The sequence below is a fragment of the Microbacterium sp. PRF11 genome, assembly GCF_031844085.1.
Classification (GTDB): Bacteria; Actinomycetota; Actinomycetes; order Actinomycetales; family Microbacteriaceae; genus Microbacterium.
In genome coordinates, this window is the sequence record NZ_JAUZUP010000004.1 from 391037 (window position 1) to 406962 (window position 15926).

Genomic DNA, 15926 nt, shown 5'->3' on the forward strand with positions numbered 1-15926 from the left:
GACGGGGCGACCATCGTCCCTCGACCGATCGGATTCCCATGTCAACGACGACGACGATCCCCACGAGCCTCAGGCGTTCGATCTCGAACACCCTGAAGGGCTCGGCCGGCAATCTCGTGGAGTGGTACGACGTCTACGTCTACTCCGTCTTCGCGGTGTACTTCGAGTCGCAGTTCTTCAGCGCCGACGACAAGAACTCCACGATCTACGTGTGGGCGATCTTCGCCGTCACGTTCCTCATGCGACCCATCGGCTCGTGGTTCTTCGGCCGCTTCGCCGACCGCTACGGCCGTCGCCTCTCGCTCACCGTCTCGGTGTCGCTGATGGCGTTCTGCTCGCTGGTCATCGCCTTCGCGCCGACCGCCGAGGCCATCGGCGCCGGGGCGGTCGTCATCCTCGTCTTCGCCCGCCTCGTGCAGGGTTTCGCCACCGGCGGCGAATACGGCACGAGCGCCACGTACATGTCCGAGGCGGCCATGCCCGGGCGCCGCGGATTCCTCTCGTCGTTCCACTACGTCACGCTCGTCGGCGGTCACGTGCTCGCGCAGACGACCCTGTTGATCATGGTGCTGACCCTCGACGAGGAAGCCATCACCGCGTGGGGCTGGCGTGTCGCCTTCGCCATCGGCGGTGTCGCCGCGGTCGCCGTGTTCTGGATGCGCCGCACGATGGACGAGTCGCTCGAGAAGCACGTGCTCGACGACACCAAGGCGGGACGGTCGAAGGACTCGGGCTCGATGCGCGACCTGCTCGTCAACAACTGGCGGCCGCTGCTGCTGTGCTTCGCCGTCACCGCCGGAGGCACCGTCGCGTTCTACACCTACTCGGTCACCGGCCCGAACATCGTCAAGACCGCGTTCTCCGGCGGCGACGTCGTCACCGGCACCGTCATCAACCTCATCGCCCTGACCGCCCTGATGCTCATGCAGCCCGTGGGCGGGTGGCTGAGCGACAAGGTCGGGCGCAAGTCGTTGCTGGTCTTCTTCGGGGTCGGAGGCGTGCTCTACACGTGGTTCCTCATCACCATGCTGCCGCAGCAGACCAACGAGTTCGCGGCCTTCGCGATCCTGTTCGGCGGCTTCGTCATCCTGACCGGCTACACCTCGATCAACGCGCTCGTGAAGGCGCAGCTGTTCCCGACCCACGTCCGCGCCCTCGGCGTGGGCCTCGGGTACGCGCTCGCCAACTCACTGTTCGGCGGGACGGCGCCCCTGCTCTACGCCGGAGCGCAGACGACCCAGCAGGTGCCGCTGTTCATCGTCTACGTCACGGTCATCATCGCCGCCTCGCTCGCGGTGTACGTCTTCGCGCTGCGCAACAAGGCACCGAACTGGCTCGACGACGAACTCGTCATGCGCGAAGCGGAGCAGAAGAAGACGCGCGAGACGGTCGCGTCGCGCTGACGCGCACGGGAGCGGATCCGGTGAACGGATGCGGATGCCGGGGTCTTCGGCATCCGCATCCTTTGCTCGTCTCCGCATCCGGCGCCCGCACCGACGGAGCGAGGGCACGACGGTCACGGCTGCGGCGCGGCGCCGGGATCGAGCGGGCGAGCCACCGCCGATACGACGAAAGCCCCCGCCGAGGCGGGGGCTTTCTCTGTGGGTGGACCTGAGGGGACTCGAACCCCTGACCCCCTGCATGCCATGCAGGTGCGCTACCAGCTGCGCCACAGGCCCGTTTTCTGTTTTCCGCCCCGTTTGAGGCAACTCCATGAGCTTACAACACGGATCACGAGCGCACGAAATCGGCTCCGCCGGGCGTGTCGTCGGGTCGGGTGACGGCCGAGAGGACGACCCGCCGCAGAGCCTGGCCGCGCTCGCTGAGCGCTCTCTGCCGTGAGACGTACTCGGCCTTGCCCTCGGGGGTCTCGATGGCCACCGGGGCGTACCCCCAGGCGGTGAGATCGTAGGGCGACGCCCGCATGTCGAGGGTCCGGATGTCGCGGGCGAGCTCGAACGCGTCGAGCAGCAGAGCACCCGGGACGAGGGGACCGAGCTTGACCGTCCACTTGTAGACGTCCATGCCGGCGTGCAGGCACCCGGGCTGTTCCCGCGACACCTGGTCGTCGCGGCTCAGGGCGGTGCGGTTGAGCGGAACGGCTTCGGGGGTGAAGAAGCGGAAGGCGTCGAAGTGCGTGCACCTCAGGTCGTGAGCCTCGACCACGGCGTCGGTCCCGTCGCTCCCGAGACGGAGCGGAACGGCGTGCCGCACCTCGTCGGCGCGGTAGGCCATCGCCCACTCGTGCAGGCCGAAGCACCCGAACTGCGCGGGTCGGTCCAGGGTCGCCCGCAGCAGGTTGACGACGCCGCGGTACATCGAGCCCTTCTCGGTGCGGAAGCGCTCGGCATCCACCTCCACCCCACCGGCCACGGCTCGATACCAGCGCCAGCCGGCGCGCTCCTCGGCCCCTTCGAGCAGGACGCCCGGCCCCGGGTGCCAGCGCCGCAGGATAGCCGGCTTGTACGAGTAGTAGGTGAAGAGGAAGTCCTCGACGGGATGCTTCTGCGCCCGCTGGGCCCGGGCACGGTGATCGGCGGTCAGCGCGTCGGCTCGGAGCGCGTGTTCGTCGGCGGCGGCCGTCCACTCCTCCCGCGTGAGACGCGCTCCAGTCGCGAGCAGGCTCACTCGACGGGCTCGATGAGGGCGGGGGAGTCGTTGCGCACGTTGCCCACGGCCGGCGACACCACGTGGTCGTCGAGCGTCTCGGCGACGTCGGGCGCCGCGTCGATCGCGGCGTCGAGGATGTCGCCCACGTTCTCGGTGGTCGGATCGAGCCACGCGTCGGCGAAGTCGGGATCCATGAACAGCGGCATCCGGTCGTGGATCGAACCGAGGCGCCCGATCGAATCGCGCGTGAGGATGGTGCAGCTCAGCACCCACCGGGCGGGGTCGTCGTCGGCACGGGCGGGATCTTTCCACCACTCGTACAGCCCGGCGAAGAACAGCGGGGATCCGTCGGCGGGATGGATGTAGTGCGGGATCTTGCCCTCGTCGCCCGTCTTCCACTCGTAGTACCCGGATGCCGGGATCACCGCGCGTCGCTTGATGAGGGCGTTGCGGAACATCGGTTTGTCCTCGACCTCTTCGGAGCGGGCGTTGAACGCCCGGGCCCCGATCTTGACGTCTTTGGCCCACCCCGGGACAAGGCCCCAGCGTGCGACCTCGAGCCGGCGGACAGGGGGCTCGCTCTTGATGGAGTCGAGCACGATCCCCACCTGCGACGTGGGCGCGATGTTGTACGAGGGCTTCGGCAGCTCATCGGCTTCGACGTCGACGCGCAGCACCCCCACGAGTTCCGAGGCCACATTGGCTACGACGAATCGACCGCACATGCCTCCACCGTACGCGCCGCCTCCGACATCGGGACGCGCTGCCCGAACCGCGGAACGTGCGCGCGGCGTCGGCCGGCGCGGCATCCGGGGTCAGGTGTCGTCGGAGATGACCCCGACCGCCTGCAGGCGCTCGAGCAAGCCGGCGCCGTCGGACGCCGTCACCCACGGGACCTCGGCGGCCGAGTGGTCGTCGACCACCGTGCGACCACCGGCCAGCACGGCCTCGGCGGGAAGCAGCTTGCGGATCGCCACGGCGGCGACGTTCTGCGGGTGCTCGATCGCGAAGCCGGTGTAGATGGCGTCGTCGTGCTGTCCGTCGTCTCCGACCAGCAACCACTTCACCTGCGGCAGCTCCGCGGCGATGCGGCGGAGGTTGGTCTCTTTGTGGTCGCGTCCGCTGCGGAACCACCGGTCGTGCGTGGGGCCCCAGTCGGTGAGAAGGAACGAGCCCGAGGGGAACAGGTGTCGACGCATGAAGCGCGTGAGCGTGGGGGCGACGTTCCACGCTCCCGTGGAGAGGTAGATGACGGGGGTGCCGGGGTGCTCGCGGGTGAGTCGCTCGAGCATCACTGCCATGCCGGGCACGGGCTGACGAGCGTGCTCGTCGACGACGAACGAGTTCCACGCCGCCAGCAGGGGGCGGGGGAGCGCGGTGACCATGACCGTGTCGTCGATGTCGCTGACCACACCGAACCGCACGTCGGAGCCGACGATGAAGACGCGCACCTCGGTCGGGTCGCTGCCCTCGACGACCATCGTGACGGTCTGCCAGCCGGGAGCGAGGGATGCCGGCAGCTTCGCATCGATCACGCCGCCGCGGTCGGCGGTGACCTCGTGCGGCACGCCGTCGATCATCACCGTGACACGCGCGGACCCCACCGGGACCGCCGCGAAACTGCGCCAGCCGCGCAGGCTCGCGAATTCACCGGTGGAGGTGCGCTTGATCGGCGGGGCGATGAGGACGCGTCCGAGGACGCGCACCCACTCCTCGGTGCCGTATCCGGGGAAACCGGTGACCACCGGCCGCAGACCGCGCGCGCGGGCGCGCCGCTCGCGCCAACGGTGGAACCGGCGCTCGAGTCGGGCGAACCAGAGCGCTTTTACGCGAGGAGAGCGAGACATCGCCCTCAGTCTTTCACGTCGCCGTCCACCGGTTCGAGAGTCTGCGCCTCCTCGGCGAGGTGACGTCGTTCGAGGCGCTCGAGGAGCTTCTTCCCGACGAAGACCAGCACGATGAAGGCGGCGAGGATGCCGACGAAGATGTAGCCCGCGCCGTGGATGCGGTCGGACAGCTCGCGGTACGTGCCCGCCGCCGACGCGGCCACCGTCACGTACAGGCTCGCCCATACGATGCAGGCCGGCGTCGTCCAGGCGAGGAAGCGCCGGTAGCGGTAGCCGCTCATGCCCACCGTGAGCGGCACGAGCGAATGGAGGACGGGGAGGAAGCGCGACAGGAAGATGGCCGGCCCGCCGCGACGGCGGAGGTAGCGGTCCGCGCGGTCCCAGTTGCGCTCGCCGAGCTTTCGGCCGAGGCGCGACGCGCGGATGCGGGGTCCGAAGTACCGCCCGAGCCAGAAGCCGAAACTCTCGCCGAGAAGCGCGCCCACGACGATCGCCGCGGCCAGCACGACGCCCTCGACGGGGGAGGCGACCGCGGTCCCGGCGACGATCACCATCGTGTCGCCCGGGACGATCAGTCCCACGAGCACGCTGGTCTCGAGCATGACCGCGATTCCGGCGATCACGGTGCGCAGCACGGGGTCGACGTTCTGGACGACGTCGAGCAGCCACGTGAGGATCTCGTTCACCTCCGTCAGCCTATTGCCGCCCCGCGGCCCTAGCCTGGGAGCGTGCCGCACTGCGCCTCACCGTTCCCTTTGACCGGGTGGGTCGATCCCGAGGCGGTGTTCCTCCACCTCTTCGCGGACGCTCCCTACGCGTTCTGGCTCGACGCAGGGATCGACGCCGCGACCGGCTGGAGCTGGATGGGCGTCGCACGCCCTGACGACCCGTCCCGGCCGCTCGGGCGGGTCTCGACCGCGTCCCCGGCGGCGAATGAGACGTCCGGTCCCTTCCGCGGCGGCTGGGTCGGGTGGCGCACCTACGAAGGCGCCGACCTGTGGCTGCGCACCGACGCCTTCCTCGCGTTCGACCACTCCGCACGGCGGATCTTCGCGTTCGGCGACCCGGCACTCGCCGCGGGCGCGGCCGGCGCGCCGTCCGCTCGGGCGGTCGCGGGGGTGCAGCCGCATGTGACGGCATCCGCTCGGGTCACCCCCGAACGCTACGCGGAGCAGATCGAGGGGTGCCGCGAGCGGATCCGCGAGGGCGACGCCTACCAGCTGTGCCTCACGACCCGCTTCCGCGTCGAGGGCGCGGTCGACCCGGTCGCGGTGTTCCGGCGTCTGCGCCGCAGCTCGAGCTCGCACCACGGCGGTCTCGTGCGCGCCGGAGACATCGCGCTCGTGAGCGCCTCGCCCGAGCGGTTCCTCGAGGTGCGCGCGGGGAGCGTGCACACGCACCCGATCAAGGGCACCCGCCCGCGTGCGGCGGATCCGGCCGCCGACCGGGCGCTCGCCGAGGAGCTGCGGACGGATGCCAAGGAGCGCGCCGAGAACGTCATGATCGTCGACCTGATGCGCAACGACCTCACCCGGGTGTGCGCCCCGTCGTCGGTCGGCGTCGACCGGCTTCTCGAGGTGGAGGCCTACCCGCACGTCCATCAACTGGTCAGCGAGATCTCCGGCCGTCTCCTGCCCGGGACATCGCTCGGCGAGCTGCTGGAGGCGACCTTTCCCGCGGGGAGCATGACGGGCGCGCCGAAGCAGTCCGCGAGAGCGATCCTGGCCGATCTCGAGGGCGCCCCGCGCGGGGTGTACTCCGGTGCCTTCGGCTGGATCGGCGATGACGGGGACGCCGATCTCGCCATGGTCATCCGCAGCGTCGTCGTCGAACCGGATGCCGCCTGGGTCGGCGCCGGCGGAGGCATCACGTGGCGCTCGGTCGCGGCATCCGAGGTGGCCGAGGTGGGCATCAAGGCGCGCGCGCCGCTCGCCGCCCTCGGCGCCCGGGTACCGCCCGGGTGGTGACGACGGGTCCGATAGCCTGGGAGTTGGTCCTCGTGGCCTCCCGACCTTCACGATTGGCTTCACCCGTGTCTCAGAACTCCGCAGCAGACCCCCGCGAGGGGGGCTTCGACACCCACGCCATCCAGGCGAAGTGGCAGCAGGCTTGGGCCGAGAAAGACCCGTTCCGCGCCGGTGGCGACGACGACACGCGTCCGCGCAAGTACGTGCTCGCGATGTTCCCGTACCCCTCGGGCGACCTGCACATGGGGCACGCCGAGAACTACCTCTACTCCGACATCGTGGCGCGGTTCTGGCGCCACCGCGGCTACAACGTGCTCAACCCCATCGGGTGGGACTCGTTCGGTCTGCCCGCCGAGAACGCCGCGATCAAGCGCGGCGCCGACCCCGTCGAGTGGACCTACGCGAACATCGCCCAGCAGAAGGCGAGCCTGAAGGACTACGGCGTCTCGTTCGACTGGAGCCGGGTGCTGCACACGAGCGACCCCGAGTACTACCGCTGGAACCAGTGGCTGTTCCAGAAGCTGTACGAGAAGGGTCTGGCGTACCGCAAGGATGCGCTCGTCAACTGGGACCCGGTCGATCAGACCGTGCTCGCCAACGAGCAGGTGCTGCCCGACGGCACGAGCGAGCGCAGCGGCGCCGTCGTGGTGAAGAAGAAGCTCACGCAGTGGTTCCTGCGCATCACCGATTACGCCGACCGCCTGCTCGACGACCTGAACCAGCTCGAGGGCTTCTGGCCCTCGAAGGTCATCCAGATGCAGCGCAACTGGATCGGCCGGTCCGTCGGCGCCGACATCACGTTCGAGATCGAGGGCCGCGACGAAACGATCACGGTCTTCTCCACCCGCCCCGACACGCTGCACGGAGCGACGTTCTTCGTCGTGGCGCCGGAGTCCGACCTGGCGGCCGAGCTCGCGGCATCCGCAGACCAGGGCGTGCGCGAGACGTTCGAGGCCTACCTCGCCCAGGTGCAGCGCGCGACCGACATCGAGCGTCAGGCGACCGACCGGCCGAAGACCGGCGTGTTCCTCGGCCACTACGCGATCAACCCGATCAACGGCGAGAAGCTGCCGATCTGGGCCGCCGACTACGTGCTGGCCGACTACGGTCACGGTGCGGTCATGGCCGTGCCCGCGCACGACCAGCGCGACCTCGACTTCGCCCGTGCGTTCGACCTGCCCGTCAAGGTCGTCGTCGACACGAACGCCCCCATCACCGGTGCGATCCCCGTCATCGAGCTCGACGACGAGGGCGTGCCGATCGACCCGCTCGGCGAGATCGACGACCTCGACCCGGTCAAGACCGGCATCGCGCTGACCGGTGACGGTCGCATGATGAACTCCGGCTCGCTCAACGGGCTGTCCAAGCGCCACGCGATCGCCCGCATGATCGAGGAGCTCGAGGCCAAGGGCGTCGGCCGTGCCGCGAAGACCTATCGCCTGCGCGACTGGCTCATCTCACGCCAGCGCTACTGGGGCACCCCCATCCCCATGCTGCACGGCGAGGACGGCTCGATCACCCCCGTGCCCGCCGAGCAGCTGCCGGTGACGCTGCCCTCCGTCGAGGGGCTCGACCTCAAGCCGAAGGGCACCTCGCCCCTGGGCGCAGCGACCGAGTGGGTGCAGGTCACCGATCCCGAGACGGGCCAGACGCTGCTGCGCGACCCCGACACGATGGACACCTTCGTCGACAGCTCTTGGTACTACCTGCGGTTCCTGTCGCCGAACAGCGACACCGAGGCGTTCTCGGCGCGTGAGGCGAACAAGTGGGGCCCGGTCGACTTCTACATCGGCGGCGTCGAGCACGCCATCCTGCACCTGCTGTACGCGCGCTTCATCACCAAGGCGCTGTTCGACATGGGCCTGGTGGAGTTCACCGAGCCGTTCTCGAGCCTCATCAACCAGGGCATGGTCATCCTCGACGGCGCGAAGATGTCGAAGAGCAAGGGCAACCTGGTGCTGTTCCAGGAGGAGCTCGACGCCCACGGCGCCGACGCGCTGCGCGTCGCGCTCGCCTTCGCGGGTCCCGTGGAGGACGATAAGGACTGGAACGACGTCTCGACCACGGGGGCGGCGAAGTTCCTCGCCCGCGCTCTGCGCATCGCGCACGACGTCGACAGCGAGACCGACGTCGTCTGGGCCGAGGGCGATCAGGCGCTGCGCCGCGTGACGCACCGTCTGCTGGCCGAGGCGCCCAACCTCATCGAGCAGACGAAGTTCAACGTCGTCGTCGCCCGTCTGATGGAGCTCGTCAACGCCACGCGCAAGGCGATCGACGGAAAGGCCGGCGCGAGCGATCCCGCCGTCCGCGAGGCGGCCGAGGTCATCGCGATGACCCTCGACCTGTTCGCCCCGCACACGGCCGAAGAGATGTGGCAGACGCTCGGGTACACCGGCTTCGTCGGTCTCGTCACCTGGCGCCAGGCCGACCCGATGCTGCTCGTCGAGGACTCCGTGACCGCGGTCGTACAGATCGACGGCAAGGTGCGCGGCACGCTCGAGGTGTCGGCCAAGATCGGCGCCGACCAGCTCGAGGCGCTCGCCCGCGACGACGAGAAGGTCCGCCGCGCCCTCGGCGACCGCGAGATCGTCCGCGCGGTGGTCCGTCCGCCGAAGGTGGTCAGCTTCTCGACGAAGTAGTCCGTCGTCCCGGATGCCACGTCCTCGCCGCTCTTTCGAGCGATGGGGCGTGGGATCCGGCGTTCTGCCGTCTGCGATAGAGCTAAGCACCTCTCCTCCCCATCGGGCCGACCTCGTGGAGTGTCCACGGAACGGACGATGGCCCCCGCGCGCGGGGTGACCGCCGCCCTACGGTGAGCCGATGACCGCCCCGCCCGTCGACCCCGAGGAGCCCGAGCGGCCCGCCACGCCGGACGCGCGACGACGGATCGGCGTCGGCGCGATCCTGGTGATCGTCCTGCTCGCGTTCGCCGCCGTGGTCGTCATCGGCATGCTTCGCGGCGCGACCGGGACGCAGATCGTCACCGCGTCTACGACGCCGTCCGGCACCGTCCTCGCGCCCGCGACGGCCGGGGTGTACGTCCACGTCGCCGGCGCCGTTCGCGAGGTGGGCTTGTACCGCCTCGACGTGGGCGACCGCGTCGCCGACGCCATCGCGCTCGCCGGCGGCTTCGCCGACGACGCGGACCGCGCCGGGGTCAACCTCGCCCGGGCCGTCACCGACGGTGAGCAGATCGTCGTACCCGTTCTCGGCGCGACCCCGGATGCCGTCGCCCCTGGCGCCGCCGCGAACGGTGCGGCCGGCGGGCTCATCGACCTCAACTCCGCCACGGCGGATCAGCTCGACACCCTGCCACGGGTGGGCCCTGCGATGGCCGAGCGCATCATCTCGTGGCGCGAGCAGAACGGACGGTTCACGAGCGTCGACGACCTGCTGTCGGTTCCCGGTATCGGCGACAAGATGCTGGCCGCCATCCGAGAGCTGGTCCGGGTATGACCGGCAGGCGGGCCCTCCAGCGTCGCGCCCTGCGCGCTGTGGCGGTGGCGCTCTCGACCTGGTTGACCGCGGGGGTGGCGACGGGCCTCCCCGACGCGAAACCCCTCGCCGTCGCGATGGGCGTCGCGACGCTCGTGGGTGTGGTCGTCTCCTGGCGCCGCCTCGCGCCCGTCCTCGCCGTGCTCGTAGTCGCCTGCGCGTGCGCGGCGGCCACCGCGGCATCGGTGGCATCGGTGGCTCCCGTGCGTGACGAACTCGCCGGTCTGCAGGTCGAGGGCGGACGCCACCTCGAGATCGAAGCCATCGTCACCGGCCGCGTCGACGCGCAGTCGGACGGCGGCGCCCGATTCGACGCGCTCGTCTCCACCGTGCGGGCGGGGTCCGTCCACCTCGGCGGCACCGTGCCGGCGCGCATCATGGTCCCCGCCGATCTGACGGCCGCTCTGGCCTCCGTGGGCCCGGGCAGCGAGCTGCGTCTAGCAGCGCGCGCGATCCCCGCCGATCCCGCGGAACGCGCCGCGCTCGTCGCCCGAGTGAGCGACGTCGTCGAGGCGCGTGCGCCCGGAGGGATCTGGGGCTGGTTCGAACACCTGAGACGCGGCCTCGTCGCCTCGACGCACGGCCTCCCTCAACCGGGTGCAGGGCTCGTCCCCGGGCTCGCCGTCGGCGACACCTCGATGCTCGACACCGCGACCGAGGAGGCCATGAACGCCTCGTCACTGTCCCACCTCACGGCCGTCTCGGGCGCCAACTGCGCGATCGTCGTGGCCGCGGCCTTCGCCCTCCTCGCCGCGTGCGGGGCACCGCGCGGCGTCCGCATCGTCGGCGCCGTGATCGTCCTGGCGGCGTTCGTGATCCTCGTCACCCCCGAACCGAGCGTCATCCGCGCGGCGGTGATGGCGACGATCGCCCTCCTCGCCCTGGCACTCGGCCGTCCCGCCGTGGGTGTGGCGGTGCTCGCGCTCGCCGCGACCGTCCTGCTCGTCATCGATCCGTGGCTCGCCCGCTCGATCGGTTTCGCCCTCTCGGCCGCGGCGACGGGCGCTCTACTGCTCCTGGCGCGGCCCCTGGCCGCCGGTCTCGAGCGATGGATGCCGCGTTCCCTCGCCCTGGCGATCGCCGTGCCCACGTCGGCCCAGCTCGCCTGCGGCCCGCTCATCGTGCTCATCGACCCGCACGTCCCGCTCCTCGGCGTGGCCGCGAACATGCTCGCCGACCCGGCGGCCGCGCCCGCGACGATCGCGGGCGCGCTCGCCTGCATCGCGCCGGTCCCGTGGCTGCGCGACGGCCTCACCGGGCTCGCTTGGGTCCCCGCGGCGTGGATCGCCGCCGTCGCCCACGCCGCCTCCGGCATCGCGCAGCAGAACCTCCCGTGGCCCGACGGCATCCTCGGCGCGGGCCTGCTCGCCCTCGTCGGGGCGGCGATCGCCGTCCATGTGATCGCACCTCGCCGGCTGCCCCGACTCACGGCCGGCTCGACCCTTGTCGTCGCCCTGGTCACCGGGCTCGTCTTCGGGCAGACGACGGTGCGCACGGTGGCCGGTCCCCTCACCGTGCCGGCGGACTGGCAGGTGGCGATGTGCGACGTGGGGCAGGGCGACGCGACGCTGTGGCGCTCGGGGACGGCCACCGCGCTCGTCGACACGGGGGAGGACCCGGAACCGATCACGGCCTGTCTGCAGACCTTCGGTGTCGACCGCATCGATCTGCTTCTGCTCACCCACTTCGACCGCGACCACGTCGGTGGGGCACCCGCACTGATCGGGCGGGTCTCCACGGTCCTGCACGGACCGGTGGGCGAATCCTCCGATCAGAGACTCCTCGACGCGTTCGCCTCCGCGGGTGCTTCCGTGACGGCCGCCACCCTCGGCATGACCGGCGAAATCGGGACCACGCACTGGCAGGCGCTCGGTCCCGCACCGAAGGCGCAGCCCGGCAACGACGCGAGCATCGCCCTCGACGTCGCCGGCCCCGGCTTTCCTCGGACCGTGCTGCTCGGCGACCTGGGCGAGGACGCCCAGCAGGCGCTCCTCCGACGCGTCGACGTCCCGACCGTCGACGTGGTCAAGGTCTCGCATCATGGCAGCGCCGACCAGGACCCCGAGCTCTACCGTCGCCTGCGCCCGAGCGTGGCGCTCATCGGCGTCGGTGCCGAAAACCGGTACGGGCATCCGAAGCCGTCCCTGATGGCGTTGCTGACGTCGCTCGGCACCACCATCGGCCGCACCGACCAGGAGGGCGCACTCGCCGTGTGGTCGACCGACGACGCGCTGTCGTTGTGGCGCGAGCGCGGAGCGGCGTCGTCGTCCCCGGATGCCACCCTCCCGCCGTCACCGACAGCCTCGGCCCCGTCCCACCGGCGCCGGCCGTGTCGGAGGCGGTCGGTAGGCTGGGGGAGTGACCCCCGCTCCGCGACGCTCGGCCCCGGCGAAGGCCAAAACGGCCATCCCGCAGGTGTCGTGGCGCACCCCGCAACCGGCCCCGATCGTGCTCGTGTCGGGTCCCGAAGAGGTGTGCGCCGAGCGCGCCATCGCCGGCATCCGGGCGATGCTGAAGAGCGAAGACCCAAGTCTCGAGGTCACCGACATCCGTGCCGACGACTACGCCGCGGGCACGCTCCTGGCGGTCACCTCGCCGTCACTGTTCGGCGAGCCCCGCCTCGTACGCGTGAGCGGCGTCGAGAAATGCAGCGACACGTTCCTCACCGAGGCCGTCTCCTACCTCTCCCAGACGCAGGACGGCGCGACCGTCGTCCTGCGCCACACGGGCGCGAGCGTGCGCGGCAAGAAGCTGCTCGACGGAATCCGTGCGGGGCAGGGCGGGGGGATCGAGATCGCGTGTCCCGCCGTGAAGCGAGACTCCGACCGTTTCGACTTCGCCGCGGGCGAGTTCAAAGCGGCGCAGAAGCGCATCGCTCCCGTCGCTCTCCGGTCTCTCGTCTCGGCTTTCGCCGACGACCTCACCGAGCTCGCCGCCGCCTGCCAGCAGCTCATCGCCGACGTCCCGGGCGACATCGACGAGCGCACCGTCGAGCGGTACTACGGGGGGCGCGTCGAAACCTCCGCCTTCACGGTCGCCGACACCGCGATCGCCGGACAGTACGGCCCCGCGCTGCTCGCTCTGCGTCACGCCCTGGCATCCGGAGCCGACCCCGTACCGCTGGTGGCCGCCGTGGCCATGAAGCTGCGCACCATGGCGCGGGTCGCGGGCACCCGCGAATCCTCCTCGGCGCTCGCCCAGCGGCTGGGGATGAAGGACTGGCAGGTCGACCGAGCCCGCCGCGACCTCGTCGGGTGGACCGGACACACGCTCGGCATGGCGATCCACGCGACGGCGCGCGCCGACGCCGAGGTCAAGGGCGCCTCCCGCGACGCGGTGTTCGCTCTGGAGCGCATGATCACCGTCATCGCGACGCGCGCGCCCTACGGCGGCTGACCCGCGCCCGCAGCGTCAGCTCTCGGCGCTCAGTCGCGCGGCGAGGACGTCGAAGAGCCGACGACGCCAGGCCAGGCTCGACCACCCGTGGTCGGCGCCGTCGACGACGGTGAGGGAGCCGCCGGGAAGGAGCTCGGCGTACCGCCGTCCGTACGAGAGCGGGACGACCTCGTCGGCGGAACCGTGCACCACATCCACCGGACCCGGCTAGGCGCGAGCGGGCTCGTAGACGTCGAGACCGTCGCGTACGTCGTCGACGATCGCCGGGCCCACGGCCATCCCCTGGAGGTCGACGAAGCCGTTCTCGCGGAGCTCGGACAGCGGCGAGCCCACCACGCGGTCGTGCACAGTCATGTCGTCGACCACGACCCCCGCGGGCGACCACAGCGACAGCGACGCGACGCTTTGGGACTCGAGCGCGGCCGCGAGAGCGGACTCCACCGCCCCGAGGCTGTGCCCGACGACATGCACGCGGCCGCCCTCGGCCGAGTCGCGGATCATCGCCCGCACCTGCTCGACCTCGTCGCGCACCGTGATGTCGAAGAAGTCGCCGTCGCTGACGCCCTGGCCGAGCCGGTCATACGAGCGCACCACGACGCCGCGCTCCACGAGATGGCGCGCCGCCTGCACGAACAACTGGCGCGACCCGGTCGACGTGCTGCTGAACCCGTGGACGAGGAGCACCCGCGTCGCGTCGCGGCGAGGGGAGCCATCGTCCCACTGCCACCCGCGCAGCGTCAGACCGCGATGCACAAGCGTCACGGCCGAGACGCGCGCATCGACGGCGGGGCGGACGGCGTCGAGATCACGGGACGAGGGGGACGGGACACTGATCGGATCCGGCATCCTCCGATTGTCGTCCGAGCACGGCTGCCGCCGCGCAGAGCCGACCGGGGCGCCGGATGACTCTACAATCCGTCCTCGCGCGTCAAGCGCGCGCGAGGTGACGGGCCAGGAACGTCGCCGCCCTCAGCGTGAGCCGCGGTTCGGCGCGGCGCAGGTCACGCACCACGACCACCTCGTCGTGCTCGGGCGAGGCCACCGCGGCCGCCCACCTCATCGCCGTCTCGGGCGGCTGGCCTCCCTCGGGGACCTCCCCGCCGAACAGCTCCACGAGCCGGTGCCGGGGATCCTCCCGGTCGCCGAAGATCTTAGCCGCGCGTTCGCTCTGCATGCTGCACCTCCGGCATCCACGCTAGAAAGGACCTGCACCGCCGCGCATCCGCCGGAGGGATGAGATCGCCCGGGAACGACGAAGCCCGCCCCGCGATGCGGGACGGGCTGTCGAGAGGTGTTGCGGCTCAGAGAGCGGCGACCGACTTCGCGATGGCCGACTTGCGGTTCGCGGCCTGGTTCGCGTGGATGACGCCCTTGCTCACGGCCTTGTCGAGCTTCTTGGTCGCGGTGAGGAGGGCCTTCTCGGCGGCCTCCTTGTCACCGGCCAGGATGGCCTCGCGGGTGCGACGCACGTGCGTGCGGAGCTCGCTCTTGACGGCCTTGTTGCGCTCGCGCGCCTTCTCGTTGGTCTTGTTGCGCTTGATCTGCGACTTGATGTTCGCCACGTCGACGGTCTTTCGTTTGAGTGAGTGTTGGAAGTGCCGGTCAAGCGGTAGAGGGACGCTGCACCGGCGATCGTGGAGGTCGGGAAAAACCCCACACGCAAGCCAAGGGTTGAGTCTATCAGGTCGGCGTCTCGATCGTGGTGAGCGCCACCTCCAGCAGCGCGTTGAAGACGCGCGGCCGCATCGCCGTGACGAGGTGCGTCGTCCGCGGCACCACGACGAGCTCCGCGTGCGGGGCGAGCGCGAGGAAGAGCCTTTCGTTCATCCGGAGCTGGTCCCACTGCCCGTTCACGAACCACAGCGGCACCTTTATCCGGCGCAGCGACGTCAGCAGGTCGAGCGTCGACAGCGACGCCAACGCCGTGTCCTGGGCGTCGAAGGCGTAGCCACCGGCTCCGAAGTCATGTCGCGTCTCGGGTGGGAGCGTGCGATCGAGCACGCGATTGGTCAGGCCGAGACCGCGATCGGGCAGGCCGTCGAAGCGCCGCGTGAGGAAGCGGTACGCCGCCAACCCGACCCCGCGGGGGATCGACGTGCAGGATGCCGCCACGAACGCCGCGACCGGCGGCGGTTCCTCCCGCCCGACGTACTCGAGCGAGAGCAGTCCGCCCATCGAATGTCCGACGAGGAGCACGGGGCCGCGGTCCGCGGCATCCTGGACCGCCCGGTCGATCGTGGCGAACGCCTCGTCGAGCGTGAACTCCTCGCCCCGGCGCGTGCCGTGACCGGGAAGGTCCACCGCCGTCGCCGGGTTCCCGCGCGCCCGCAGGTACTCGACCTGCGCACGCCACATGCTCGCCGACGTGCGGATGCCGTGCACGAGCACGACCTGGACCGCCATGGCATCCATGTTAGAAGCGCCGATCACCGGGGGTCCGGCGGTCTGCTCTCCGTCCAGGTCACGTGACCTCGTCGAGGCCGCACGACGTGGCGTGTGACCTCGCCGAGGCCACGTGATCTCGCGCCGCTCCGGCTGCGATCGAGCCCCGGATGCCGGAACCCCGAGCATCCGCGGACGGCGATGTCGGCGCACCCCCGTAGAATCGACG

14 protein-coding genes, 1 tRNA gene and 1 pseudogene are annotated in these 15926 nt (G+C 70.8%); 6 read left to right on the forward strand and 10 right to left on the reverse strand.

All coding sequences use genetic code 11. The features are described from left to right. Window positions 1–38: 38 nt before the first annotated feature. Window positions 39–1403, forward strand: a complete 1365-nt coding sequence (locus Q9R20_RS13345; protein WP_311249782.1) for an MFS transporter — start codon at window positions 39–41, stop codon at window positions 1401–1403. 203 nt (window positions 1404–1606) lie between these two features. On the opposite strand, the gene Q9R20_RS13350 is transcribed toward Q9R20_RS13345, so the two are convergent. The 5 genes from Q9R20_RS13350 to Q9R20_RS13370 form a co-directional block, all read right to left on the reverse strand. Beyond that, window positions 1607–1679 (reverse strand) — tRNA-Ala (locus Q9R20_RS13350). A 52-nt stretch (window positions 1680–1731) separates the two neighbouring features. Then, window positions 1732–2622, reverse strand: coding sequence for a 3-methyladenine DNA glycosylase (locus Q9R20_RS13355; protein ID WP_311249852.1), 891 nt, complete (start codon window positions 2620–2622; stop codon window positions 1732–1734). 2 nt (window positions 2623–2624) lie between these two features. Beyond that, window positions 2625–3335 (reverse strand): SOS response-associated peptidase, encoded by a 711-nt coding sequence (locus Q9R20_RS13360; RefSeq protein WP_311249783.1) that lies wholly within the window; start codon window positions 3333–3335, stop codon window positions 2625–2627. 90 nt (window positions 3336–3425) lie between these two features. Beyond that, window positions 3426–4457: a phosphatase domain-containing protein gene (locus Q9R20_RS13365; RefSeq protein ID WP_311249784.1), complete on the reverse strand. Its 1032-nt coding sequence runs from the start codon at window positions 4455–4457 to the stop codon at window positions 3426–3428. A gap of 5 nt (window positions 4458–4462) precedes the next feature. Beyond that, the gene (locus Q9R20_RS13370) at window positions 4463–5143 is read right to left on the reverse strand and encodes a DedA family protein (protein WP_311249785.1); all 681 of its coding nucleotides are present in this window, start codon (window positions 5141–5143) and stop codon (window positions 4463–4465) included. A gap of 42 nt (window positions 5144–5185) precedes the next feature. Between Q9R20_RS13370 and Q9R20_RS13375 the strand changes: the two genes are divergently transcribed. From Q9R20_RS13375 to holA, 5 genes and pseudogenes are all read left to right on the forward strand, one after another. Next, entirely contained in the window at window positions 5186–6424 is a 1239-nt protein-coding gene (locus Q9R20_RS13375) for an anthranilate synthase component I family protein (protein WP_311249786.1), read from the forward strand. 65 nt (window positions 6425–6489) lie between these two features. Then, complete coding sequence (leuS, locus tag Q9R20_RS13380) at window positions 6490–9063, forward strand: leucine--tRNA ligase (RefSeq protein ID WP_311249787.1); 2574 nt, start codon at window positions 6490–6492, stop codon at window positions 9061–9063. A 181-nt stretch (window positions 9064–9244) separates the two neighbouring features. After that, complete coding sequence (locus Q9R20_RS13385) at window positions 9245–9880, forward strand: ComEA family DNA-binding protein (RefSeq protein ID WP_311249788.1); 636 nt, start codon at window positions 9245–9247, stop codon at window positions 9878–9880. Window positions 9881–10584: 704 nt separating this feature from the next. After that, window positions 10585–11610 (forward strand): annotated as a pseudogene (locus Q9R20_RS15985) (ComEC/Rec2 family competence protein); the annotation flags it as partial. 667 nt (window positions 11611–12277) lie between these two features. After that, on the forward strand, window positions 12278–13315 hold the full coding sequence (gene holA / locus Q9R20_RS13400) for a DNA polymerase III subunit delta (RefSeq protein WP_311249791.1): 1038 nt from the start codon (window positions 12278–12280) through the stop codon (window positions 13313–13315). Between the two features lie 15 nt (window positions 13316–13330). Here the strand turns inward: holA and Q9R20_RS13405 are convergent, their stop codons facing one another. The 5 genes from Q9R20_RS13405 to Q9R20_RS13425 all read right to left on the reverse strand — a co-directional run bounded on the left by Q9R20_RS13405 (window position 13331) and on the right by Q9R20_RS13425 (window position 15718). Further along, on the reverse strand, window positions 13331–13513 hold the full coding sequence (locus Q9R20_RS13405) for a hypothetical protein (protein WP_311249792.1): 183 nt from the start codon (window positions 13511–13513) through the stop codon (window positions 13331–13333). A gap of 9 nt (window positions 13514–13522) precedes the next feature. Continuing rightward, window positions 13523–14161, reverse strand: a complete 639-nt coding sequence (locus Q9R20_RS13410) for an alpha/beta fold hydrolase (protein ID WP_311249793.1) — start codon at window positions 14159–14161, stop codon at window positions 13523–13525. An 82-nt stretch (window positions 14162–14243) separates the two neighbouring features. Then, complete coding sequence (locus tag Q9R20_RS13415; protein ID WP_311249794.1) at window positions 14244–14489, reverse strand: hypothetical protein; 246 nt, start codon at window positions 14487–14489, stop codon at window positions 14244–14246. Between the two features lie 127 nt (window positions 14490–14616). After that, window positions 14617–14877: a 30S ribosomal protein S20 gene (gene rpsT, locus Q9R20_RS13420; RefSeq protein WP_295840695.1), complete on the reverse strand. Its 261-nt coding sequence runs from the start codon at window positions 14875–14877 to the stop codon at window positions 14617–14619. A 118-nt stretch (window positions 14878–14995) separates the two neighbouring features. Further along, window positions 14996–15718: an alpha/beta hydrolase gene (locus Q9R20_RS13425; protein WP_311249795.1), complete on the reverse strand. Its 723-nt coding sequence runs from the start codon at window positions 15716–15718 to the stop codon at window positions 14996–14998. Window positions 15719–15926 lie beyond the last annotated feature (208 nt).

Bases quoted from the DNA above. Each gene is read 5' to 3' on its own strand.
- Q9R20_RS13345 (WP_311249782.1), top strand. From the start codon at position 39: ATGTCAACGACGACGACGATCCCCACGAGCCTCAGGCGTTCGATCTCG.
- Q9R20_RS13365 (WP_311249784.1), bottom strand. From the start codon at position 4,457: ATGTCTCGCTCTCCTCGCGTAAAAGCGCTCTGGTTCGCCCGACTCGAG.
- Q9R20_RS13360 (WP_311249783.1), bottom strand. From the start codon at position 3,335: ATGTGCGGTCGATTCGTCGTAGCCAATGTGGCCTCGGAACTCGTGGGG.
- Q9R20_RS13425 (WP_311249795.1), bottom strand. From the start codon at position 15,718: ATGGCGGTCCAGGTCGTGCTCGTGCACGGCATCCGCACGTCGGCGAGC.
- Q9R20_RS13385 (WP_311249788.1), top strand. From the start codon at position 9,245: ATGACCGCCCCGCCCGTCGACCCCGAGGAGCCCGAGCGGCCCGCCACG.
- Q9R20_RS13410 (WP_311249793.1), bottom strand. From the start codon at position 14,161: ATGCCGGATCCGATCAGTGTCCCGTCCCCCTCGTCCCGTGATCTCGAC.
- Q9R20_RS13415 (WP_311249794.1), bottom strand. From the start codon at position 14,489: ATGCAGAGCGAACGCGCGGCTAAGATCTTCGGCGACCGGGAGGATCCC.